This window comes from Thiovibrio frasassiensis (genome assembly GCF_029607905.1).
Lineage (GTDB): Bacteria > Desulfobacterota > Desulfobulbia > Desulfobulbales > Desulfurivibrionaceae > Thiovibrio > Thiovibrio frasassiensis.
Map to the genome: position 1 here is coordinate 2,454,286 of NZ_JAPHEH010000001.1, position 22,961 is coordinate 2,477,246.

25 protein-coding genes are annotated in these 22,961 nt (G+C 56.1%); 11 read left to right on the forward strand and 14 right to left on the reverse strand.

The genetic code is table 11. From position 1 onward, the window contains the following. Nucleotides 1-63: 63 nt before the first annotated feature. The 10 genes from OLX77_RS11500 to miaA form a co-directional block, all read right to left on the reverse strand. Nucleotides 64-1,302: a carboxylate-amine ligase gene (locus tag OLX77_RS11500; protein ID WP_307633747.1), complete on the reverse strand. Its 1,239-nt coding sequence runs from the start codon at nt 1,300-1,302 to the stop codon at nt 64-66. Next, complete coding sequence (locus OLX77_RS11505) at nt 1,299-2,780, reverse strand: RimK family ATP-grasp domain-containing protein (RefSeq protein ID WP_307633748.1); 1,482 nt, start codon at nt 2,778-2,780, stop codon at nt 1,299-1,301. Before OLX77_RS11505 ends, OLX77_RS11500 begins: the two co-directional genes overlap by 4 nt. Then, nucleotides 2,777-3,520 carry a C39 family peptidase gene (locus OLX77_RS11510; RefSeq protein ID WP_307633749.1) on the reverse strand — a complete coding sequence of 248 codons (744 nt, stop codon included), beginning with the start codon at nt 3,518-3,520 and terminating at the stop codon, nt 2,777-2,779. Before OLX77_RS11510 ends, OLX77_RS11505 begins: the two co-directional genes overlap by 4 nt. 30 nt (nt 3,521-3,550) lie before the next feature. Beyond that, nucleotides 3,551-4,201: a histidinol phosphate phosphatase domain-containing protein gene (locus OLX77_RS11515; protein ID WP_307633750.1), complete on the reverse strand. Its 651-nt coding sequence runs from the start codon at nt 4,199-4,201 to the stop codon at nt 3,551-3,553. Nucleotides 4,202-4,377: 176 nt separating this feature from the next. Beyond that, a complete protein-coding gene (miaB, locus tag OLX77_RS11520; RefSeq protein WP_307633751.1) occupies nt 4,378-5,706 on the reverse strand; it encodes a tRNA (N6-isopentenyl adenosine(37)-C2)-methylthiotransferase MiaB in 1,329 nt (442 codons plus the stop codon). A 152-nt stretch (nt 5,707-5,858) separates the two neighbouring features. Continuing rightward, entirely contained in the window at nt 5,859-6,077 is a 219-nt protein-coding gene (locus OLX77_RS11525; RefSeq protein ID WP_307633752.1) for a DUF4911 domain-containing protein, read from the reverse strand. 8 nt (nt 6,078-6,085) lie between these two features. Continuing rightward, nucleotides 6,086-7,531 (reverse strand): adenylosuccinate lyase, encoded by a 1,446-nt coding sequence (gene purB / locus OLX77_RS11530; protein WP_307633753.1) that lies wholly within the window; start codon nt 7,529-7,531, stop codon nt 6,086-6,088. 212 nt (nt 7,532-7,743) lie between these two features. After that, a complete protein-coding gene (gene recJ, locus OLX77_RS11535; protein ID WP_307633754.1) occupies nt 7,744-9,489 on the reverse strand; it encodes a single-stranded-DNA-specific exonuclease RecJ in 1,746 nt (581 codons plus the stop codon). A 60-nt stretch (nt 9,490-9,549) separates the two neighbouring features. Beyond that, entirely contained in the window at nt 9,550-10,113 is a 564-nt protein-coding gene (pgsA, locus tag OLX77_RS11540) for a CDP-diacylglycerol--glycerol-3-phosphate 3-phosphatidyltransferase (RefSeq protein WP_307633755.1), read from the reverse strand. A 9-nt stretch (nt 10,114-10,122) separates the two neighbouring features. Further along, nucleotides 10,123-11,079: a tRNA (adenosine(37)-N6)-dimethylallyltransferase MiaA gene (miaA, locus tag OLX77_RS11545; RefSeq protein ID WP_307633756.1), complete on the reverse strand. Its 957-nt coding sequence runs from the start codon at nt 11,077-11,079 to the stop codon at nt 10,123-10,125. Between the two features lie 348 nt (nt 11,080-11,427). Here miaA and serC point away from each other — a divergent pair, with 348 nt between their 5' ends. The 3 genes from serC (at nt 11,428) to rlmN (ending at nt 14,762) form a co-directional block, all read left to right on the forward strand. Next, nucleotides 11,428-12,510 carry a 3-phosphoserine/phosphohydroxythreonine transaminase gene (serC, locus tag OLX77_RS11550; protein WP_307633757.1) on the forward strand — a complete coding sequence of 361 codons (1,083 nt, stop codon included), beginning with the start codon at nt 11,428-11,430 and terminating at the stop codon, nt 12,508-12,510. A gap of 336 nt (nt 12,511-12,846) precedes the next feature. Next, complete coding sequence (locus OLX77_RS11555; RefSeq protein ID WP_307633758.1) at nt 12,847-13,719, forward strand: radical SAM protein; 873 nt, start codon at nt 12,847-12,849, stop codon at nt 13,717-13,719. Then, nucleotides 13,719-14,762: a dual-specificity RNA methyltransferase RlmN gene (gene rlmN / locus OLX77_RS11560; RefSeq protein WP_307633759.1), complete on the forward strand. Its 1,044-nt coding sequence runs from the start codon at nt 13,719-13,721 to the stop codon at nt 14,760-14,762. Before OLX77_RS11555 ends, rlmN begins: the two co-directional genes overlap by 1 nt. A 64-nt stretch (nt 14,763-14,826) precedes the next feature. Here rlmN and OLX77_RS11565 read toward each other — a convergent pair whose 3' ends face one another. Then, entirely contained in the window at nt 14,827-15,261 is a 435-nt protein-coding gene (locus OLX77_RS11565; protein WP_307633760.1) for a hypothetical protein, read from the reverse strand. On the opposite strand from OLX77_RS11565, the gene OLX77_RS11570 reads away from it, so the two are divergent. The 6 genes from OLX77_RS11570 to OLX77_RS11595 all read left to right on the forward strand — a co-directional run bounded on the left by OLX77_RS11570 (nt 15,253) and on the right by OLX77_RS11595 (nt 19,008). Then, on the forward strand, nt 15,253-15,864 hold the full coding sequence (locus tag OLX77_RS11570) for a hypothetical protein (protein ID WP_307633761.1): 612 nt from the start codon (nt 15,253-15,255) through the stop codon (nt 15,862-15,864). The two genes, OLX77_RS11565 and OLX77_RS11570, sit on opposite strands and share 9 nt — an antisense overlap. A gap of 230 nt (nt 15,865-16,094) precedes the next feature. Beyond that, a complete protein-coding gene (locus tag OLX77_RS11575) occupies nt 16,095-16,982 on the forward strand; it encodes a hypothetical protein (RefSeq protein WP_307633762.1) in 888 nt (295 codons plus the stop codon). A gap of 120 nt (nt 16,983-17,102) precedes the next feature. After that, nucleotides 17,103-17,273 carry a helix-turn-helix domain-containing transcriptional regulator gene (locus OLX77_RS11580; protein WP_307633763.1) on the forward strand — a complete coding sequence of 57 codons (171 nt, stop codon included), beginning with the start codon at nt 17,103-17,105 and terminating at the stop codon, nt 17,271-17,273. Nucleotides 17,274-17,287: 14 nt separating this feature from the next. Continuing rightward, nucleotides 17,288-17,662, forward strand: coding sequence for a hypothetical protein (locus tag OLX77_RS11585; protein WP_307633764.1), 375 nt, complete (start codon nt 17,288-17,290; stop codon nt 17,660-17,662). Nucleotides 17,663-17,666: 4 nt separating this feature from the next. Beyond that, nucleotides 17,667-18,455, forward strand: coding sequence for an SAM-dependent methyltransferase (locus OLX77_RS11590; RefSeq protein WP_307633765.1), 789 nt, complete (start codon nt 17,667-17,669; stop codon nt 18,453-18,455). 109 nt (nt 18,456-18,564) lie between these two features. Further along, nucleotides 18,565-19,008, forward strand: a complete 444-nt coding sequence (locus OLX77_RS11595) for a hypothetical protein (RefSeq protein ID WP_307633766.1) — start codon at nt 18,565-18,567, stop codon at nt 19,006-19,008. A gap of 50 nt (nt 19,009-19,058) precedes the next feature. On the opposite strand, the gene OLX77_RS11600 is transcribed toward OLX77_RS11595, so the two are convergent. Both OLX77_RS11600 and OLX77_RS11605 read right to left on the reverse strand, forming a co-directional pair. Further along, nucleotides 19,059-20,312 (reverse strand): MFS transporter, encoded by a 1,254-nt coding sequence (locus tag OLX77_RS11600; protein ID WP_307633767.1) that lies wholly within the window; start codon nt 20,310-20,312, stop codon nt 19,059-19,061. 84 nt (nt 20,313-20,396) lie between these two features. After that, entirely contained in the window at nt 20,397-20,855 is a 459-nt protein-coding gene (locus OLX77_RS11605) for a hypothetical protein (RefSeq protein ID WP_371877510.1), read from the reverse strand. Between the two features lie 107 nt (nt 20,856-20,962). On the opposite strand from OLX77_RS11605, the gene OLX77_RS11610 reads away from it, so the two are divergent. Both OLX77_RS11610 and OLX77_RS11615 read left to right on the forward strand, forming a co-directional pair. Then, on the forward strand, nt 20,963-21,310 hold the full coding sequence (locus tag OLX77_RS11610; protein ID WP_307633769.1) for a transcriptional regulator: 348 nt from the start codon (nt 20,963-20,965) through the stop codon (nt 21,308-21,310). A 95-nt stretch (nt 21,311-21,405) separates the two neighbouring features. After that, on the forward strand, nt 21,406-21,906 hold the full coding sequence (locus OLX77_RS11615) for an MgtC/SapB family protein (protein ID WP_307633770.1): 501 nt from the start codon (nt 21,406-21,408) through the stop codon (nt 21,904-21,906). A 35-nt stretch (nt 21,907-21,941) separates the two neighbouring features. Here OLX77_RS11615 and OLX77_RS11620 read toward each other — a convergent pair whose 3' ends face one another. Then, the gene (locus OLX77_RS11620; protein ID WP_371877476.1) at nt 21,942-22,808 is read right to left on the reverse strand and encodes a YitT family protein; all 867 of its coding nucleotides are present in this window, start codon (nt 22,806-22,808) and stop codon (nt 21,942-21,944) included. Nucleotides 22,809-22,961: the final 153 nt, after the last annotated feature.

A 22,961-nucleotide genomic window follows, 5' to 3' on the forward strand; every position in this document is an offset into this window, starting at 1 on the left:
ATTTCACTCCCCCATTTGTCCTGCCACGCTTCGCTGATAAGGGAATGAAACAACAATAATCTTCTACGGGAGAAAGAGCCGGTCCTGGGCCAGACATTTACCCAACTCCCGGTACACCTCCCGAAACCGCTCCCGCTCAGGCTTCTCGCCAAGCGCCCGGATAATCCGCCGGGACAAGGGCCCCTGCGCAAGCAGACTCTCGACACAGTGCCTGATGGCATGCCCGGCTTCGGCCAAATCCTGAGCGCAATCCGCAGCCAGTTCCTGCCAAAGCTCGCCCGCAGTCATGGCCACGTTTTCCCCTCTGCCAAAGAGGGCCAGATACCCACGGTCATCAAGCACCGTCTCTTCGCCGTCCCTGATGGTTTGGACAAAGATCTCCGCCAGAGGCGCGGTTGCTGCCGTCATCTGCTCCTCCAATCCGGACCAACGCCCTTCAGTCAATCCCTTGAGCACCGCACAGATCAGTACAGCCAGGGAAACATCCGCCAACGGGCACTCTTGGATGTCCAACACCCGGATCTCGATGGCGTTGCGGTCGAAACGGGCGATGGCCCCCCGGGAGTTGAGCCATTCCGCTGCCAGCACCCCTTCCGGATCATGGGGGGCAATGGCGCGGCGCAGGGGCTGGTAAATCTCCCGCTCATACGCGGATTCGCTGAACACCGGCTCCGGGATCACCTGGCCGGTGATGAAGGGAATGCGCTTTTGGTTCTTTCGGTAATACTCAAGCCTCGTATCCAGCCAGCCGGTGAGCGCACCGTCCGCCGCCGGCGAGCTGGCCGCAATGGCGGGCAGGATCGGGAGCAACAGCCGGATCGCCGCGTGCAAGCGGGCAAACCCCGCGTCGGTGGTAAAGCCCAGGTTGAGATGGGTGGACTGCACATTGGACCAGCCATGGCCCTGGCAGTTGAAGATCCGGTTGTAAGTATTGTAGATAGCTTTGTTGCCGTGGGGCCACAGAATGGTTTCGCGATGCGGATCCATCCAGGGATGCATGGCGGTGGGCAGGAGCATCGCCCCCGCTTGCGCTGCGCATCGGCTCAGCTCCTCAACCTCTTTCTGAAGTTTTTCCGCCAGCATCGGCAGGCTTGCAACCGGACTGCTGTTCTTGATCTCAATCACATGCAGGGCCAGTTCGTTGGACCAGGCCATGATGCCCCGTTCCACCTCGTTGGTGATGGTGCCCGCAGCCTGCGCCAAAACACGGTCGGCAATGGGGGCAATATCCAGAGTATCCGCGCCAACCAGCATGTACTCCAGTTCGATGCCGAATTTTCGGAACAATTCGTCCCCACTCATGCCCAGAGCCCTCCGCCCTTACGCTCGTCCACCCTGCGGGCGAACACCCGCATCAAGCGCAAGTAAAGCTCGTCTTTCAGCACCTTGTCCTCCACTCCCGCGTCGATATTGGGATTGTCGTTGATCTCGATGAGATAGAAGCGGTTGCCCACCTGTTTGATGTCCACACCGTAAAGGCCGTCACCGATGAGGGCCGAGGCCTTGAGAGCCAGCTTGATCAGGCCGGGGGGGCAATGCTCCACCGGCAGGGTTTCCGCCTCGCCGTCGGTGAGCTTGCACCCGTCCTGATCACGCTTGATGATCTGCCAATGCTTCCGGGCCATGAAATATTTGCAGGCAAAGAGCGGCTGGCGGTCAAAAACGCCGATCCGCCAGTCATAGGTGGTGGGCATGAATTCCTGGGCGATGACCAGCTCGGATTTCTGCAGTAGGGCCGAAACCTCACGGGCCAGCTCGGCTTCATTCTCAACCTTAACCACCCCTTGGGAAAAAGAGCTGTCCGGTTTCTTGAGCACGCAGGGAAAGCCCAGCTCCACACTGAACTGCTGCCAGTTGCCTTGGTGGAGAATACGGGTCTTGGGGATGGGAATCCGGTGCCGGGTGAAAATCTCGGCCAAAAACACCTTATTGGTGCAGCGCAGGATGGATTCCGGATCATCGATCACCACCAGCCCTTCGGCCACACCCCTTCTGGCAAAGCGGTAGGTATGGTGGAGGACGCTGGTGGTTTCCCGGATAAACAGAGCGTCAAACTCGGCAAGCCTGCCGTAATCGTCCTTCTGGATGAACTCGACGCCAAAGCCAACCGCCTCGGCGCCCTTGACTATGCGCTGCAAGGCCTTGGCGTTGGAAGGCGCTTCCGCCTCGGCAGGATCGTGGAGAATGGCGAGATCGTAGCGAGCGGTGCGCCGCCGATGAAAGATGCGATGCCGCCCCTTGAAATACTCACGGGCCATTTCCACCGCGAAATCGCGGTGGTCCTCGGGGATATCGCTGGCCGCCATGGGGGTGATCCCGGCCAGCTGCCATTTCCCTTCTTTCTCGTTATGGCTGAAGCCGGCGCGCAGGAAGGGGGCCTGGAAGATCTTAAAGAGCTGTTGGGCCAGCTTTTCGTGCCGTTTCGCAACATTATGGCCGAAATAGATACTCACCACAAACTCCGGTGATTTGATCTGAGCCAGGCTCTGCTGGATGATCTGGTCCAAGTCGTCGGAGGCGATGCGGATAATGGCCTGGGTCTTGAAATCCTGGATGGTGGCCACATCCGGCAAGGGCTTATGGCCACGAGCCGCAGCGAGCAGGGAGACATAATAACCCGTGCTCTGGTAGCGGTAGGATTTACAGAGGTTGAAGACCCTGGCCGAGGTCATCTCCGCGTAGGCGGCATCGGTCAGGTAGGCGCGGGCCGGGACGATCTGGACATCGCTGATGGCCAGGGGCCAGTCCTTGGGATCGTTGACCACGATCAGCACCTTCATGCAATCACCGGGCGGGCGGGCTGGCCATGGTTTTTTTTCTTAGCGGGCTCGATGATGAGCAGATTGGCGTCATAGGTGACGATGCCCAGGAGGATCGAGCAGATGACCCGGTCGATGGACACCTCGTATTTCTGGCCTTCGGCCATGGGGTTATCCATGTGGGGATCGGCGATGGCCACCAGCCGGTCGGGCCGGTTGTAGCCGCAGAGCAGGACAAAATGGCCGGAGGGGTTGCCGCGCACATCGTCATCCGCGCAGAGATCGCCGTATTCCCGCATGCTCCGGTACAGATAGGTGGAACTCAAGCCGGTGAGCACCGGGATGGAGCGTTTCAGGTATTTGCGGAGCAGGGCAGGGGTGAGGTCGGCAAAGCGCAGCTCCCCGCCGAGGTTGAGAAAATCGAGATAGCCCCGGGTGGCAAGGTGGAGTTTCTGGTCCTCCTTGGCCGCCATCTGGGCCAGGAGCCGTTCCTCGATATACTCCGGGCCATGAGAAAACCAGGTGGGGTCGAAAACCTGGAGATTGTAGGTGTAGATCCGCGCTTTGTAACCCCGGCGCAGGGCGTGGCAGGCGAGGAAGACATCCAGGGTGCCGCCGGTTTCCAGGCTTTTCACCTCGTCGATCACTTGCGCCAGGTGGATGGTATCGCCGTAATACTGGTACACGGCATGGAGACAGGTCGGGCCGCAGGTGGTGTCGTCGGGCTGCGGCAGGATGGTGACGTCAAGGAAGGCTTCCATAGGGGTCCTTCTGTCAATAACGCAAGAGGATCAGCCGGCTACTCTTGCAACCAGCGCCGCCATACCTGTACGAATCCGTCCGTACTCCTCAAGGGAGAGTCCGGCGCCAAGCGCCACCGTTTCCGCCATCTTGGCGGTGAGGAAATCGCCTGGGCCATGGGCATCGGCGTTCACCGCCATGCCAGCCCCGGCGGCCAGGGCCATCTTGGCCACATGCCCGTTGGTGAGCGAATGCCCACGGCGGCCGGAAAGTTCTAACAGGATGCCCTTGTCCGCGGCAAGCTTGGCCTCTTCCAGGGTAATGAAGCCTGGGTGGGCGAGAACATCGACGCCAGCCTCAAGGGAAGCGCGATTGGTCCCGGGCCGCACCGGCTCCACCGGGGTTTCCCCGTGGCCGACCACGATCAGAGCCCCAAGCTTTCTCGCCCTGCGGGTGAGTTCAGCAAATTGCTCCGGCGGCACATGGGTCAGTTCGATGCCTGGCAGGAGCTGGGTCTTGGAATACTTGTTCAAATCAGCTGCCGCCTGCACAATGCGCGGGATAATGAAATCCAGATTGGAGGAATCGGCGTGATCGGTGATGGCGATGGCGGAATATCCGAGGATTTCCACCCTCCGCAGGTGCTCGGCCGGAACAAGTTCACCATCGCTGAACAGGGAATGGGTATGCAGATCGATCATGGGAGGTCTCCATTTTTTTTAGCCACGATTTTTTTTGCCACGAAATCCACAAAATAAGGCAGTAGAGTAGGTCGGGTAGAGCACAGCGAAACCCGACATTTTCCTTACCGAAACACAGGTTGAAATTATCTTCATCATAACACAACGTTGCCCGAATATTTCCTGACTTTCGCGCCCTAAATCATTTTCCCCCGCAAGGAATTCTGGCAGGCACTCTCGATCTCCACCATAAGCAAATCCCCGGGCACCAACTTGCGATCGCAGGAAAAATTCACGATCTGATTACCACCGGTGCGGCCGCTCCATTGATTGGCCGGCGCCTTGCTTGCCCCTTCCACCATAACCTCCACACTTTTGCCGATCTCAGCCTGCTTGAGCTCCAGGGCAATCTCCTCCTGCCGCACCTGCAAGCGGGCGAGCCGTTCACTCTTGACCGCTTCCGCGACCTTGTCGGGAAAATCAGCGGCCTTGGCATTGGGACGGTCGGAATACTTGAAGGAATAGGAGCCATGGTAGCGCACAGTCTCCACCACCTGCATGGTGGCGGCAAAGTCCTCCTCCGTTTCGCCCGGAAAACCCACGATAATATCGGTGGTCAGGGCGATGTCCGGCCGGTATTCCCGCAGCCTGGCCGCCTTGTCGAGATAGGCTTCGATGGTGTACTTGCGGTTCATCCGCTCCAGTATCCTGTTTGAGCCGGACTGCACCGGGAGATGGAAATGGGGGCAAAGCACGGGAATCTCGGCAAAACAACGCATCAGCTCTTCGGAAAGATCCTTGGGATGGGAAGAGGTGAAACGCAGCCGCTGCAAGCCGTCAATGCCGGCGACCGCCCGCAGGAGTTCGGGAAAACTCTTGTTCTGGGCGGCGTCCCCTTTTTTACCGTAGGAATTGACGTTCTGGCCGATGAGGGTGATCTCCTTGACCCCCTGAGCAACAAGATGGGTCGCCTCCCCAAGGATATCCGTAAAGCTCCGGCTGATCTCGCGGCCCCGGGTATAGGGAACCACACAGTAGGTGCAGAAATTATCACATCCCTGCATGATGGTGATAAACCGTTTATGCGGGGTGGACTCCGCCAGATTGGGAAGAAAGGGGGGGATAACGAAATCGGCGGAAAGCTCCGTGGCCACCTGGGGCTTTTTGCTCCGACGGGCCTCGGCAACCAAAGAGGGCAGGGTGTAGATCGACTGCGGCCCCATGACGATATCGATGTAGGGCATCCGCTCCAGAAGGGCCGTGCCATCCTGCTGGGCCACGCAACCGGTCACGGCCAGGATAAAATCGTGGTGCTTTTCCTTGAGCTTCTTGTAGCGCCCGAAACAGCTGTACGCCTTGTGCGCGGCCTTGCCCCGGATACTACAGGTGTTGACCACAACCACGTCGGCCAGTTCGGGCTTATTGGTCTGGACATAAGAGTGCTCGCCAAGAAGCTGGGCCATGATCTCGGAATCACGCTCATTCATCTGACAGCCAAAGGTTTCTATGTAAAGACGCTGGGTCATGCTTAATGTATTACCTTAACTATAAATGAAAGCTGCAACACCAGCCCTTCGACAGGCTCAGGGCGAACGGATATTTTCTTAACGTATGTCATTACGATCGTGCTGAGCACTTCGACAAGTTCAGAAGAGCCTTGTCGAAGCACAGTTGTTCCCTAAACAAATTCTTCCAACCTGAGACGCTGGGCCATGCTCCGCACCACTCCGAGAACATCCTCCTCAAGTTCCGAGGGATATTTCAGCTCAACCACCCCCTCACGCTGATCCACGGTGGACATGATGGTCAGATTGTCATACGCCTCGAGAATGAATTTGAGGAAATAGATCTGTTCCGGGTCGATGCGAAACTGAAGCTTGGCCAGGGAAGTTTCCATGGTACCAATCACACCGAAAGAGCGGAATCGATGCCGCCGAGGATATCTTTATACTGGGCAAGCCGGGGCATAACAACTTCATCGAGGAATTCATCGGTCTGCTGGGGAGCCCGACCGACAAACTCGCTGCCGTCTCCAACCAGCTCCTTGAGCTCCTGCACAGAGAAGGGCACCGCCGGATCATTGGCCAGCCGAGTAAGCAGGTCGTTTTCCATGCCTTCTTCTTTAACCACCTTGCCGGCGGCGACAGAATGCACCTTGACCACCTCATGCATCTCCTGACGGCTCCTTCCTTTCTCTACACAGGCCATGAGAATCTTTTCCGTGGCCATGAAGGGGAGCTCCTGAGCCAAATGGCGAGCAATTTGTTTCGGATAGACAACCATTCCCTGGGAAACATTAAGAAACAACTTTAAGATTGCATCGGTGAGCAAAAAGGCCTGGGGGATATCCATGCGCCGGATGGCCGAATCGTCCAGGGTGCGCTCAAACCATTGATTGGCGTAGGTTGCGCCGAAATTGCCTACCAGACCCATGAGCTTTCTAGCCAAGCCGGTCATCCGCTCGGAACGCATGGGGTTGCGCTTATAGGCCATGGCCGAGCTGCCCACCTGATTCTTTTCAAAAGGTTCTTCCTGAACCTTGAGGTTACTGAGCAACCGCAGGTCCACGGCAAACTTGTGGGCAGAAGCGCCGATGCCGGCCAGGGTTTCCACGGTTTTCATGTCGAGCTTGCGGGTGTAGGTCTGGCCGGTAACGGCAAAAACCTCGCCAAATCCAAGCTTTGCCGCGACAAGCTCATCCATCTTCCGCACCTTATCGTGATCCCCCTTAAAGAGCTCGATAAAGGTGGCCTGGGTGCCCACGGTGCCCTTGGCTCCCCGGGCCTTGACCTGCGATTCAAGATGTTCAATATAGTCAAGATCCATGAGAAGGTCCTGAATATACAGGGTGTTACGCTTGCCGACCGTAGTGGGCTGGGCGGCCTGATAATGGGTATAGCCCAGGGTTGCCAGATCTTTGTGCTGGCGACAGAACCCGGCGAGATTGGCAATGACATTCACCAAGCTCTTCTTAACCAGTTGCAGCCCCTTTTTTTGGAGAAGCAGATCGGTGTTGCAGCCAACAAACTGGGAGGTGGCGCCAAGATGGATAATCGGCTCGGCAGTAGGGCACTTGAGGCCATAGGCATAGACATGGGCCATAACATCATGACGGATCTCTTTCTCCTTGGCCGCGGCCACCTCAAAATCGATATCCGTGGCATGGGCCCGCAGTTCATCAAGCATGGCCGGGGTAACGAGATCGGTAAGGCCCAATTCATGCTGGGCCTCGGCCAGGGCGATCCAGCAACGGCGCCAGGTTTCAAACTTGGTGCGCTCGGAAAAAAGCTCCTGCATCTCGCGGCTGGTGTAGCGGCTGACCAGGGGCTCCTGATAGATATCACGATTCATGACACTCTCCATCTGCAGAATAAAGTGATTCGGTTCGAGACAAATTCACCCGAAAATATCGGCTCAAATATACGGTTCAACACCAGGGGATTCTTTACCAAAAAAAAAGAAAAAATGCTCGTGAAAGGGGGGCTCGGCCAGCCTCAAGTTTCGCCTCAATATACAACGTCGCATAATGTATATTATGTATAGTAAAATAAAATAGTATAAAATCATATGGATAACTGCTTAAAATCCACCGCTTCCACCTGCCAACTGGTTTTATTGCGAAAAGTATTACGACGGATCTTAAAGGCGATTTTGAGCGGCTGACCACTGTCAAGGAGGCTGTGAAATTCCCCCAAACCGAAACCAATGCCGTCGAGAATCGCGCCGTTGAATCGCGCGGTGAACTTCAGATGATTGGTGCCAACCTCACGGGGGTTCTCCGGGAGACCCTGGGCGCTAAAAACCGGCTCCGGATTTCCCATGCCGAACGGCCCGAGCCGTTCATAGTTCCGCAGGAACTCCTTTGTAAAGATAGCGCCGCCTTCTTCGTGCCAGTCGATACCAATCTTGGGGGCAAGCATCGTTTCCGTTACGATTGCATCGACTCTTTTTTGGAAATGCATTTCCAGTTCGGGGAGATTCTCCGCCAACAGGGTCAGCCCAACTGCCGCCTCATGCCCGCCAAAAGCGAGAAAAAGCTCAGGACGTTCCTGAAGTATTCCGTACAGATTCACCCCGGGCAGCGAGCGGCCGGACCCCTTCGCCACCCCATCCTGCACAGCAAAAAGCAAGGTTGGCCGGTTAAACCGCTCCACCATTCTGGCCGCACCGATGCCGATCACCCCGGGATGCCACCCTTCGCCGCTGATAATGAGGCCGTTTTTCCCTGCATCCACAGCTGCTTCGGCCATAACCGCGGCCTCAAGGCAGATTTCCTCCAGCACGGATTTTCGCAGTTCGTTCTCGCTGTTCAATTCCTGGGCCAGCGCCCTGGCGCTCGCATCATCCTCCGTCACCAGCAGCGCCAAGGCACGGCCGGCATCCCCCATACGCCCCGCGGCATTGAGCCGGGGGCCGAGCCGATACCCGATATCCTCGCAGGTCACCGCGGAGCCGTCAATGCCGGACACCCTGTTCAAGGCAGCAAGTCCCGGCCGAATAGTAGCCCCTAAAACCTCAAGTCCAGCCTTAACAAAAATACGGTTTACCCCTGTAATCGGGACCATATCCGCCACAGTGCCAACGGCCACCAAGTCAAGATATGATTTCAGGTTGGGCATCTCTTGCCCTGCCCCATACTGCCCCTGCTCATGGAGCGATTTCCTGATCCCCATGGCCAGATAAAATGCCACCCCGACTCCGGCCAGATACTTTTCCGGAAATGCACACCCTTTTTGCCATGGGTTCAGCACCGCCTCGGCTCGGGGCAACACCTCGGGCGCTTGATGGTGATCCGTAATAATGACCCGGCAGCCAAGTTCCTGCAGCTGTCGGACCTCTTCATCGTTTGAAATCCCGCAATCCGCGGTGATCACCAGGGGGGCTAAGGCCAAAATACCCTTGGCCACAATCCGGCGAATCGCCTCCAGATGCAGCCCGTATCCTTCATGTATCCGATGCGGTTGACAGGTGTAGACCTCTGAAAAACCGATCTTTTTCAAAAAAAGATACAGCAGGGCTGTGCCGGTGGTGCCGTCCACGTCGTAGTCGCCATAGACAATCACCGGAGCCTGCCTCCCAAGTGCCTGCAAAACCACGTACACCGCCTCCGTCATCCCCTTCATCAAAAAGGGCGAGGGCAGATCACTGAGTGAGGGCGAAAAAAACCGTTCCGCCTGCTCCCTGTTTTCCACGCCTCTTGCCAGAAGAATCGCCGCGAGCGGCTTGGGCAGGTCAAGTTCGGTCGCCAAGAGAGTTACGCGCGCCGGATCAATGGGAGCTCTCTCCCAGATTTTTGCTATTCTGGACAACGATAACTCCTTACTGTTTACTTTATGTTTTAAGTGGATTGACCCGAAAGGCTGTGCTTTTTACTGATCGGTTGTCTTCTGATGAACAATGGCCTCCGGGTCGCCGAGAATGCGCAATCCCCGAAGGATGTAATGGATTCCCGAAAGGATGGTGAAACCGGCGGTGGGATAAACCAGATAGATTCCCAAGGGGAAAATTGGCTGCAGGAACTCATGGCCAAGATAAAAAACCACGGTGAGCAGCTGCAGGAAGGTGGTCACCTTGCTGACCAGGGAAGGCTTAAACTTGAACTCCCGGTCATAGAGCATGAGAATGCCGATGCCGCCGCAGATGATGACATCCCTGCTCACCACCAGCACGGCCAGCCATTGCGGCAAGATACCCAGGACGGCCAGGGTGATGTACGAGGTGATCAGCAGCAGCTTGTCGGCGATGGGATCGATAAACGCGCCGAAATCGGTTTTCTGTTTCAGCACCCGGGCCAGGAATCCGTCCAGGGCATCGGTCACCCCGGCTAGGACAAAAACCCAAAAGGCGGCAAGTTCCTTGCCGTCCAATAGGAAGATAACCAAGAGGGGGACGAGCAGAATTCTGCCGATGGTGAGAAGATTTGGAATGTTCATGCGAACCTGTTACTCTCCTTTTGCCCCAGCAAGAAACCCCTCAACGCAACCAAAAATCGGTCCCGTATCGGCGGGCGCAAACCAACGGATAGCGGGATCGTTGCCAAACCAGGTCATCTGCCGCTTGGCATAACGCCGGGTATCCCGGGCCAGGAGGAAAAGGGTTTCCTCCCAATCCCACTCCCCCTTGAGAAACTGGACCATGTGCCGGTAGCCGATGGACTGCATGGATTTCAAACCAGGATCATACCCCATACCCAGTAATTTTTCCACCTCCCCCAGCAACCCCTCGCTAACCATCTGCTCCACCCGCAGGTTGATCCGCTCGTAAAGCACGCTCCGCTCGCACAACAAACCAAGCTGCAGCACATTGGTCAAGGCGGGCTGCGCTTTTTGCGCGCGGAGATGCTCGCTCCAAGGACGACCGGTGGCCTGAAAAATCTCCAGGGCCCGCAGCAGCCGGTGGGTATCGTTGGGATGGATGCGTCCGGCGGATTCCGGGTCGCAGCGGGAGAGTTCCGCAAAAAGCAGCGCCCTGCCCTCTTCCGCCAAGCGCTGGTTCAAGGAGGCCCGTATCGTCTCCGGCACCGGCGGGATCTCGAACAGCCCCTCCAGTAATCCCTTAAGATACAATCCCGTACCGCCAACCAACAGAGGGCGATTGCCCCGACCGATAATCTGCCGGCACGCCTCGGTGGCGTCCGCAACATAGCGGGCCACATGGTACTCCTCGTCGGGATCGACCACATCGAGGAGATGATGGGGTACCCGCGCCCGCTCCTCGGGGGTGGCCTTGGCAGTGCCGATATCCATGTGCCGGTAGATCTGCATGGAATCCAACCCAACAATCTCGCAGGAAAACCGCTCGGCCAGGGCGAGGGAGAGCGCGGTCTTGCCCACGGCGGTGGGTCCGATGAGAATAAGCACCGGTGCGGAGAGGGGCGTTTCTATAACAGAGCCAGCCATGTCTTGCGGCGTATCCTTATATGTGACAAAGAAAAGAATTGTTCTTCGAGCTGGTTTCCGGTACAAATACAAGTTTGCAATCCGGCCGAAACCCCAACGGGTCCGGGCCGGAAAAACCAGCATTATCAACGAATAAGACATCTATATACCATATATTTGCAACTATCCAACTTAAGGCGAACAAAAATCTAATAACCCAGAACTGTAACTGTTTATCAGGGCCGCAGATGCGCGACAGAGGCCTGAGTGCTATACATCGGTATGCAAACAGGCCGATAACAGCAGCGCAGCGGCGAAGCAGATGTGGTGCTGCTGAACAGTTACCTATATTTAATAAAGGAGAAGATCATGCCCGAGAGAATTTACAACTTCAGCGCCGGACCGTCCACCCTCCCCGAGGAGGTGCTCGCCCAGGCCGCCAAGGACATCGTCAACTTCAACAACAAGGGCATGGGCCTCATCGAGATGAGCCACCGCTCCAAGGATTTCATCGCCGTGGCCGACGAGTGCGAGGCGAACCTGCGCGAACTGATGAAGATCCCGGCCAACTACAAGGTCCTCTTTCTCCAAGGCGGCGCTTCCACCCAATTCGCCATGATCCCCATGAACCTGCTGGGCGAGGGCAAGAGTGCCACCTACCTCAACACCGGGGTCTGGGCCAAGAAGGCGATCAAGGAGGCCAAGCTCTTCGGCAAGGTGCAGGTCGCCTACACCAGCGAGGAGTCCACCTTCAACCACGTGCCCAAGGATAGCGACTATACCGTTGATCCGGCGTCGGAATACCTCTACTTCGTGACCAACAACACCATCTACGGCACCCAGTTCCCGGCCATGCCCAAGTGCGAGAAGATGCTGATCGCCGATATGTCCTCGGACATCCTCTCCCGCGAATTCGACATCACCCCCTTCGGCATCGTCTATGCCGGAGCCCAGAAGAACATGGGCCCTGCCGGGGTTACGGTGGTCATCATCCGCGAAGATCTGCTGGATCGGTCCCCGGAAAACCTGCCCACCATGTTCAAGTACAAAACCCACGCCGACAACGGCTCCATGTTCAACACCCCGCCCTGCTTTTCCATCTACGTGGTGGGCTTGGTTCTTAAATGGCTCAAAAAATTGGGCGGCGTTGCGGCCATGGAGAAGATCAATAAGGAAAAAGCAGCCCTTCTATACAACGCCATCGACTCCTCCGATTTCTACCGGGGCCATGCCCAGCCAGGCTCCCGCTCCAACATGAACATCACCTTCAACCTCCCAACCCCGGAGCTGGAGGCCCAGTTCATCAAAGAGGCTGCTGCCCTTGGGATGGACGGCCTCAAGGGTCACCGCTCGGTCGGCGGCTGCCGGGCCTCGATCTACAACGCCTTCCCCAAGGCCGGGGTAGAGGCGCTGGTTGCTTTTATGAAGGAATTTGAAAAGAAAAACAGCTGATTTTTCTTAACTGTAAACCCTATGGTCAGCTGGTTTCCTCTGAAACCGCTGACCATTTTTTATTTTAAACGCCGTTCCAGTATCTCCCCCATTGGCACGCAGCCGAGCACCGGAAAAGCTGCCGAAAAGGGAGGTTGCACTGTTTGAGCGCAGCGAGTTTGCAACGTCCCGGCAGCTTTGAGGAGCGCCGGGAATCCCGCCAAAGGCGGGACAAGAGACACAGGGTGCCCTTTCTTTGGTTCGTTTCTTTGGGCACGCAAAGAAATGAACAGAAGCAAAGTTACCTTGAAACATAACTGAAGTTCGATGGTACGCAGAAGCTAACGGATCAAAAAAATGCATTACGAAGGCGCCCACATCATCCGCCCGCCCAGCGAGGCGGACAGCATCATCCTCCAGGTAACGGTGGGCTGTTCGCACAACCGGTGCACCTTCTGCGGCACCTATAAGGAAGAGCGCTTCCGCATCAAGGATCAAGCCGTTGTCGAGGCGGATCTTGATTTTGCCGCCCAGTACTGCCTCAAGCAATCCCGGGTTTTCCTGGCCGACGGCGATGTCCTGTCCCTGAGCCAGCGCCCTCTGGTGGAACTGCTCAGCAAGATCAAGCAGCGTCTGCCCTGGGTGAACCGGGTCAGCCTCTACGGCAATGCCAAGGCCATCCGCAATAAAAGCGTGGAGCAGCTCCTGGAACTGAAAGGGCTCGGCTTGCACCGGGTGTACATGGGGCTGGAAAGCGGCTACGATCCGGTCCTTCTTGCCATCGACAAGGGCGCCGATGCCGTGGCGATGATCGAGGCGGGCCAGCGGGTGAAGGCGGCCAATCTTTTTCTCTCGGTCACCGCCCTGCTCGGCATCGCTGGCAGTGCGCTCTCCCTTGAGCATGCCAAGGCCACCGGCCAAGTGTTGTCCGGCATGGAGCCCAACCAAATCGGCATCCTCACCCTGATGCTTCTTGAGAACACCAAGCTCTATCGCCTTGAACAAGCGGGGGAATTCAAACTCCCAACCCAGCAGGGGATGCTGAGTGAACTGCGCACCATGGTGGAGCATCTTGACCTGAAAAAAGGCCAGCTCCAGAGCAACCACGCCTCCAACTACCTGGCGATCAACGCCAGAATGCCCCGGGACAAAGAGGCGGTGCTTGCTGCCATCGACCAGGCCCTGGCCGGAAAGACCCGACTCAAACCCGAATATCTGCGAGCCTTATAATGGATAAAATCGAACTGAAAAACCTTACCCTGCTCCAGATGCGCGATTGGGTCAAAGCCCAGGGCTGGCCCGCCTTCCGGGCCCAGCAGATCTTTGCCTGGCTCTACCGCACCGGGATCAGCGAATTCTCCCAGATGACCGACATCTCCAAGGAGGTTCGGGCAAAGCTGGCGGCAATCGCCACGATCAGCCGGATCACCCCGGCCATGGAGGAGCGCTCCCAGGACGGCAGCGTCAAATACGGCTTCCGCTTGGCAGACGGGGCAGTCATCGAATCCGTGCTCATCCCCGAGGGAGACCGCTTGACCTTATGTGTCTCCTCCCAGGTGGGCTGCGCCATGGGCTGCAACTTCTGCCTCACCGGCACCATGGGCTTTGTCCGCAACCTGAGTCCGGCCGAGATTGTCGGCCAGGTCCAGGCGATCACCGAGATTGTCCAGGCTTTAGGAAAGAACCGGATCAACAACCTGGTCTTCATGGGCATGGGCGAGCCGCTGGCCAACTTCGACAACCTGATCGACGCACTCAACATCCTCATGGAACAAACCGGCCTCGATTTTTCCAGCCGGAGGATCACCATCTCCACCTGCGGCATCATCCCCAAACTTAAAGAATTGGGCGAAGCGGTGACGGTCAATCTCGCCATCTCCCTGCACGCGGCGGACGACGAAACCCGCACCCAGCTGATGCCCATCAACAAGACCTACCCGGTGGACGAGTTGTTGGCCGCCTGCCGTGCCTTTCCCCTGCCCAGCCGCCGCAAGGTCATGATCGAGTACATCATGATCAAGGATCTCAACGATTCCGTCCGCCACGCCCGGCTGCTGATCAAAAAGCTGCACGGCCTAAGCTGCAAGGTCAACCTTCTGCCCTACAACGAAAACAAAACCTTCCCCTACCAGAGCCCCGCCCGCGAACAGGTGGAACTGTTCCAAAAAACCCTGCGCGATTCCGGGATCACCGCCCTGATCCGCGAGTCCCGAGGCGGTGATATCTCTGCGGCCTGCGGCCAGCTTGCGGCGGAAGCGGACGAAGAAGAATAGTCCCTCTTAATATTTTCCCCCATTGGCACGCAGCCGAGCACCGGAGAGGCTGCCGAAAAGGGATTTAGGTAAGCGAAGCCACGCAGTGGCGGAGACTCCGACTGTTTGAGGTACCCTTGCGGGCATAAACTCCGCGAGTTTGCAAAGCCCCGGCAGCATCGAGGAGTTCCCGCAGGGGATAAACTCCGGGCATCCCGCTTTCGGCGGGACAAGAGACACGGGGTGCCATTTCTTTGGTTCGTTTCTTTGTACCCTGAAGGGCATAAAGTTCCGCAAAGAAATGAACAGAAGCAAGTTTACCGAAAAACATGACTGAAATTCGATAGACCACAAATATCCTTTTCAGGTTTTTCCATTGACTTCCCACCAGCATTGGGCATAACATTCCGATGAAGAAGGCTCCAAGCGCCTCATCTATCCAAACCCTAAAAATACGCAATGCCGGGCTCTTCCGGCGCAAAGAATAAGAGAAGAACCTAAGGAGAACACCATGCTGCACTTCACCCCTCGCCGTCGCAACCTGTTGGCCCTTTCCCTGATGGCCCTGCTTATCCTCGGGGGCTGCGCAACCTACACCCGTCAGGTGGTGCTGCGCTACGATCCCATCACCACCAGCCGCTTCGGCGGCGGCGACCTCTATCTCATCAATGCCGAGTTGCAGCCGCCAACCGCTTCCGGGGCCTGGGCCATCGGCAACACCAAGAACGGTGACGGCGTGATGGTCGATACCCTGTGGAGCGGCGTCTCCCCCGCCGGCCTGGTGCAGAGCGCCTTGCACCGCGAGTTGAGCCAGACCGGTTATGCGGTGATCCCGGCCAAGAAAGCCCCGGATATGTACAGCAAGGTAGTGGAGATCACCGAGGCCACGGTGAATGTTGACCAGATCACCAAGATTCCCCAGGTCGACGCCACCTGCACCGTCAGCGTTTCCCTGACGGTGCTGAAGAACGGCACCCCGGTGCGTAAGCTGCACTACGAAGCAAAGGGCAGCGATCTGGCGATCAAGGATCGCGACCGGTTGGCGGAAACCATGCTCCGTACCACCATGCAGGATCTGATGAAGCAGGCTATTCCGGATATTGTTTCTAATCTGGAGCAGTAACGAAAAGTTCGAGACAGGACCGGTGTGCGAAAGCAGGCCGGTCCTTGTCCTCTGTATGGTGAGATAATATGGCCACACAGAGGACAAAGGCAATAATAGTACAGAAGTTGTATACCTCTTTACTTTAAGTAGTTTTCCTCAATGCGTTAACCGGCAATACCAGATTATCCGGTTCTTTTTTCTCCTGCTATTGATCGGTACGAACACAAACTAATAATTAAAAGGTAGATATGTTTAAAAGTATAAAAGACCTTATTTACCACATTTTAATACTTGTCTTGAGCGCAACCATTGCTCTCTCGCTGCCATACACCGGCAAACTCATTGCAGACAATTACCTGACCTACTGGACGCTCATCGAAAGCGAAAAACCATTCCTCATCTCCGTGGAAATTGCGGTTGCGGTATTTCTCATCCTGCTTTTCAACTATTTGCTGAGTAATTGGCAAAACAGAAAATTCGCTAAAATGGCGCGCAATGATCTGGGCCTTGTCCGTGCAGCGCACCCAAAAAGTTTTCGCATAAAAAAACGAATCAGAAAGTTCAAGGAACAAGAGGGGATGGAAAAAGATGTGATGTTGATCGGCTCAACGGGCTTCAATACCTTTGTCGACCCGGAAAGCGACCTGCACCATATAATCCAGAATTGCCGGGCAGCAAAGATAATGCTTCTCAACCCCTTCGGTGAAGGGGCTTTCCTCCGGGCAAAGAGCATTCCTGATCCTGACATCACGCTTGAACATTTCAGGGAGCAGATAGCAAAAAGTGTCGATTTCCTGAAAAGTCTTAAGGTTTGCGAAAAAGACATAACACTGAAACTGTACAAGGAAACACCATTGTTTAAGCTTACCGTCCTCGGGGATTATGTCTTTATGAAGTATTATCACGCGGGACTGAACGTCAAGGAGATGCCGGAATACATATTTAGACATTCTTCAAACCACGGCAGCCTGTTCCATCCCCTCTATCAATTTTTTCTTTCGAGATGGCGCGATTCAAATATCCCGGAATACGATTTTGATACGGACGAGCTGGTATACAGGGATAATTCCGGAAATGAGGTTAAAAGAGAGAAGCTTGACAGTTTAGCAATGAACCCATGCAGCATTAATTGCTGAACTACACAATGAAAAACCATACAATTACGGATTGCGTTGAAAGTCAAAATGTCAAACCTGACCCTGTTGTCTTTCCCGGATATCGTTGCCAATCTGGAGCAGTAAAGAAAGGTGTCTAACATGACAGAAATAACCGAATACCAAAAAGATCTGATAGAGGCGTTGACAAATCCGAAAGAAGCGGCGGCATATCTGAATGCGGCCCTTGAAGAGGTAGACAGGGAAACCCTTCTGTTGGCTTTACGCAACGTCGCTGAAGCCAATAGCGGACCAGAACAGGATACAGCATAAAAAAAACAGGGAACATGCTTAATGCAATGAAAAACCTACCCCAAAAAACAATTACCATAATTGCATTAGCATTAATTTCAGTTCTTTGCCTAGTTTCGTATTTCAATTATTCCCACAAACAGGAAATGTATGAAAAGTTTTCCTCACGTCTTCCAGATGGCTTTTTTAATCAAGATGACCCAACCTTTTGGCGCGTAGCAATAAAAGTTTCTGAGCAAAAAATAAAAGACATTGAAACCTCAGGTTATAAGCAACTTGAACAGAAAAAAATGGAAAGAATGGGAATTAATATTACCGTCACTGACGAGCTGATTAGTGAAGAATATAAACAAACCAAAAAAGAATTAAATTTTGCCCGAAAAGAGCTGAAGAGACTTACAGAAAAATAAAAGCATGCATAACCAGTGGGTTGAGTTCGACGGTCAAACCTGCGGTTTGCCGCGTCTCACCCAAAAAGTTAGACATCACATGACACAGCCATCTGAACAATTCGATGTAACATCACACTTTGACGAAAGTCTTGCGGCGAAGTACGACCGCAGGATTCGTCTGTTTTGTCAAAACTACGACGCCTTGCACCAAATGATTGTGCCCTGGCTTCAAGGGTTGCCGGAAGGTTCTACTTTTCTTGCGGCAGGCGCAGGCACTGGCGCTGAAATAGTCACCCTCGGCAAATGCTTTCCATCTTGGCGCTTTGTCGCTGTGGATGCCTCACCGGACATGCTCAACGCTTGTCGGCACAGAGCGGCCGAAGCCGGGATGGCAAACCGAGTTACATTCTTTAACGGTCGGTTGCAGGAGTATCAATCGCCCGCCCCGTTTGATGCTGCATCCTCTGTCTTCGTAGCCCACTTCATCAAGGGCCGAGAAGAGAAGCTCGCTTACTTCCGTTCAATTGCCGCAAGTCTCAAACCCGGCGGCCTGCTTGTCCTCGCCGATCTTTTCGGTGACAAAAGCTCACCTGCCTTTTCCCGATTGTTGCACACCTGGCTGCTGTCTTATGCATCTCACGGCATTTCTGCCGAAGAGTTGGCTCAAGACCGCGCCCATATCGAAAGAGATGTGGACTTCATCCCAGAGAACGAGCTAATTGCCCTCTTGAGTGCAGCGGGATTCGCCAGCCCTTTGCGTTTCTACCAAACCTATTTGTTTGGTGGCTGGGTGACCACAAAAAAATTCTAACATTGCTGTCGTGAAGGACGCTCCGCCGACAAGCGGCTCCACGCCCCTCACCTTGAACTCATCAATCAAAAAAAACAACCCGTTCCTTTTTTTGTTATCGGAATAAATCATGGAATTTTTCGAATACGCCGACATTCTGACCACCCAGGAAGAAATCAGAAACAAGGTAGCCATAGACACCCTGCCCTTCTTTTGCGAAGAGATTGATGAGGTGGATGCAGCGGAGGAGTTGGGCCGGGTCATTTACTTCCGCCACTGGGGCCGCTTTCACCTCCGGCAGGAAGATATCATGGGCGGGGTGCGTTTTTCCGTGCCGGACTGCCCCAATGCCCTGGCCTGGACCGTAACCACCGGCTATCCGCCCTACCCCGAGAAGATCGTCCTGCATGGGACCATCAACAGGCTTGCGCACGATGCCGAATTTATTGAAGCGACACAGGCGCTCCTGGCCACGTTAAAGGCCGGGCTGGAAGCAAATTTCACCAGCGCATCAAGCCAAGGCCAAGCGGAACCCCGCCCCTTTCAGATGCCCGACCTGCGCAACAACCTCTAATCCTCTTGCCAGCGCAGTCCCTGTCTCAACAAAGCCCCACCCCGCACTAATCACTGCGCCCCACCACTCGCCAATCGCCGCCGCTGCCTGGTTTCCGTTTCCAACGGCGGCAGGAAAATAGCCAGCAGCCCGATCGCGGGCAGATACGAGCAGAGGTGATACACGTAGCCAAGGCTGGTTACATCGGCGAGATGCCCGAGCACCGCCGCCCCGATCCCACCCATGCCAAAGGCAAAACCAAAAGACATCCCGGCCACCGTGCCGACCCTGGCCGGAAGCAGCTCCTGGGCATAGACCACTATGGCCGGGAAGGCGGAGGCGAGGATCACCCCGATGAAGACACTGAGCACCCCGGTCCAGAACAAATTGGCATAGGGCAGGGCCAGGGTAAAGGGCAGCACCCCCAAAATCGAGACCCAGATCACGACCTTGCGGCCAAAGCGGTCGCCGATCGGGCCGCCGACCAGGGTGCCGGTGGCCACCGCGCCGAAAAAGGCAAAGAGATGGAGCTGCGCGCTCTGCACCGGGAGCTGGAACCTCTCCATCAGATAAAAGATATAGTAGCTGGAGATGCTGGCCATGTAGAAAAACTTGGAGAACATCAGGGCCAGGAGCACCGCCAGGGTAAGGGCCACCCTGCCGCGGGGCAGCTCCATCTGGGGCACTGCGGCGCCGGCGCTGGAGATAAGCCGCATCAGCCCGTGGACCTTGTACCAGTGACCGACCCGGATCAGGAGATAGATGCCCAACAGAGCGGCGAGGGAAAACCAGGCCAGGCTTGTTTGCCCGTGGCGCAAGACGATGAGCGCGGCCAGCAGGGGGCCGATAGCCGAACCGGCATTGCCCCCCACCTGAAACAACGACTGGGCCAAGCCGTGCCTGCCGCCGGAAGCCATCCGCGCCACCCGGGAGGATTCGGGATGAAACACCGAGGAGCCGGTCCCCACCAGGGCCGCGGCCAGCAGGAGCACCGGATAGCTGCCGGCCTGGGAAAAGAGCACCAGCCCCACCAAGGTCAGGGTCATGCCCACGGCCAGGGAATAGGGCCTGGGGTTCCGGTCGATGAAAAAACCGACCAGGGGCTGGAGGATCGAGGCGGTGCCCTGGAAGGTGAGGGTGATCATGCCGATCTGGGCGAAGCTCAGGCCATAGTTGCTCTGGAGCAGCGGATAGATCGCGGACAACAGGGTCTGCATCATGTCGTTGAGCAGATGACAGACACTGATGATGATCAGGATGATGAAGGCTGTTTTTTCAGCGGGCGGCTGGGCACTTGCAGCGGGCGAATTCACTGGGCAATCCATACTGGCGGCTTCGTGAATTCCCCGCTCAAGGCCGCAGCAAGAGAGAGTACTCATATGAACAGGGAAAGGGATTACGCCAGGGGATTAACGACCACCGCCGTGCCCTTTATCCTTACCATTCCCATGCCCTTTGCCGTTTCCATGGCCATCATTCCGACCATCGTCACGACGGTCATCGCGACGGTCATCGTGGCGCTCGCGATGTCTTTCCTGATAACGGGGAACATACTCCTGCTCGTACCAGTCGTCATGAACAAAAAAGACCCGCTCGCCGCAGGCGTTGTATTCGCGACAGTGCTTTCTCCAATTTTTGATGTGACCCGGCGGAACGCGGAGATAGATGGGCGGGCGGTCCAACCGGGCCCCACGGAGAATGATTCTCGGTTGGGCGTAGATCACTCGGGGCTGCGGGAAATCGCCGATGTCAATATGCCCATAGAAACCGGGTTGGCCGATGCTGACCGAAACGCCAACGTCGGCAGCAAGTGCCGGGGTGGAGAAAGTGGCTGCGGCTATCGCCGCAACAATGAGAAAACGTTTCATCATGAATCTCCTCGGGTTGGGGTTTGCTAAAATGTTAGTATACCACTTTCAAAAAAAAGAGGACGTTGTTGTTTGCCTGACGTACACTCAAATTCAGGAGAAGCGTCATGAAGAAAAAAATACGAGCCCCAATGGTTCCCCGCACGGCCCAAGAGACGACCCGTCATGGTATTATGGCCCTTCTCGGTGAGGGACCAGTCTCGGCCAAGGATATTTCCGTGGCGCTCCATCTCGCGGAAAAGGAGGTCTGCTCCCATCTCGAGCATATCCGCCGCAGCCTGCACGCCAGCGGCGGGGTGCTTGAAATTGTCCCGGCCGAGTGCCGAAGCTGTGGGTTTGTTTTTGCCAAACGGGAACGGCTGACCCCGCCGGGCAGATGCCCGGTCTGCCGGAGCGAAGCGATTAACGATCCGCTTTTTTCCCTGCGGGGCGCGCAGGGAAATCCGCCGGATTGACAGCATGCGGTTTCGGGAATAGAGTGCCAGCAAGAGAAACAACTTTCCCCTGGCCAAAGCAACACAGCAAAACACTCCCCCTGGAGCCATAGACCATGCCCGTGTTCGACCCATTCACCCCGATCTTCTGGCAACGCATCTTCGTTGCCCTGCTCTGCGGCGGCATCATCGGCTTGGAGCGCCAGCTGCGCGGCAAACCGGCGGGTATCCGCACCAGCATCCTGATCTGCCTCGGCACCGAGGTCTTTGTCGCCTTAGGCGCCCTGCTCACCACGGAACCCGGCGGCGACCCAAGCCGGGTGGTGGGCCAGGTGGTCACCGGCATCGGCTTTCTCGGCGCCGGGGTTATCATGGCCAAGGAAGGGTTGCTGCAGGGGGTGACCTCGGCGGCGGTGATCTGGATGCTCGCAGCCATTGGCGCGGTTATCGGCTTGGGCTATGAACATGGGGCGGTGGTCCTGGCCGTGCTCACGGTCGGGGTCCTGACCGGGGTCGAACTGCTGGAAACCAGCTTCACCATGCTGCGGGAGGGAATACACCCACCGCATCTGCCTTTTAAACGCCGCCGAAAAGACGACGAATCCGACCAGCAATAAAACGCATCCCGGCAGAAATCACTCCCCTTCCCGGTTCAATATATCTTGCGCCGCGAGAAGGTCGAGCCGATCACGTTGAAGGTGTTTTCCACGATGAACAGCGCGTGGGGATCGATGGTGAAGGCGATCTCCTCCAGACGCTTGAGCTGAATGTTATTGGTCACCACCATCAGGACCCGGCGCGGTTCCTTTTTGTACGCCCCCACCCCTTCGAGAAAGGTGGCCCCGACCTTAAGTTTTTCCATCACCTTGTCGGCAATGTCGGAATTTTGGCTGGAGATGATGAGGCAGAGTTTGCGCTGGTTGAACAGCGACAGGCTGTACTCAACGGCGCTCGCCGCGACAAAGGCGGCGATCAGCGAGGCGATCACCAGGTCGTTGTCCAGACTGGCGAAGCTGAAGGAAAAGAGCACCAGATTGAAACCAAAATAGGTTTTGCCGACCCCGATGTTATAGCGCTGGTTGAGAATGACCGCGACCACGTCCAGGCCGCCGTTGGAACCCAGCGAACGCAGCACGATCCCGGCGCCGGTGCCGACGATGACCCCAAAACAGACCGCGGCATAGAGCTGATTCTGGATATGGAGCTGAAAATCGATCACCATATAGCCCAGGGAAATCACCAGCATGGAGACGAAGCTGTAAGCGAGAAAGCGCCGGCCGATGAGGAGATAGCCGAGAATGAACATGGGCACGTTGAGCAACAGATACCAGCCTCCGGCGTTCAGCAGGCCGGTCTTGTACTCGATGAGCGCGGCCACCCCGAACAAGCCGCTGGGCACAAAGCCGTGCGCCGCGGCAATGGCCTTGAAACCAACGGTCTGCACGAGAGAGCCGACGATGATCAGGATCAGATTCCAGGTCACTGAATAACTAAAATCACGTTTTACCGCCACCTTCATCCTCCTTGGACAACCTGCCTGCGTTGCCGATAAATTGAGGCTACAGGCAAACCATACCTCCCTGCCCCTGTCAACCGAAAGCCAATTATCCCTTTGGTTCCGCTGCTGTTTCTCTGCTACACTGAGTGCAGGCTATGTGGACGCATCCGTGTC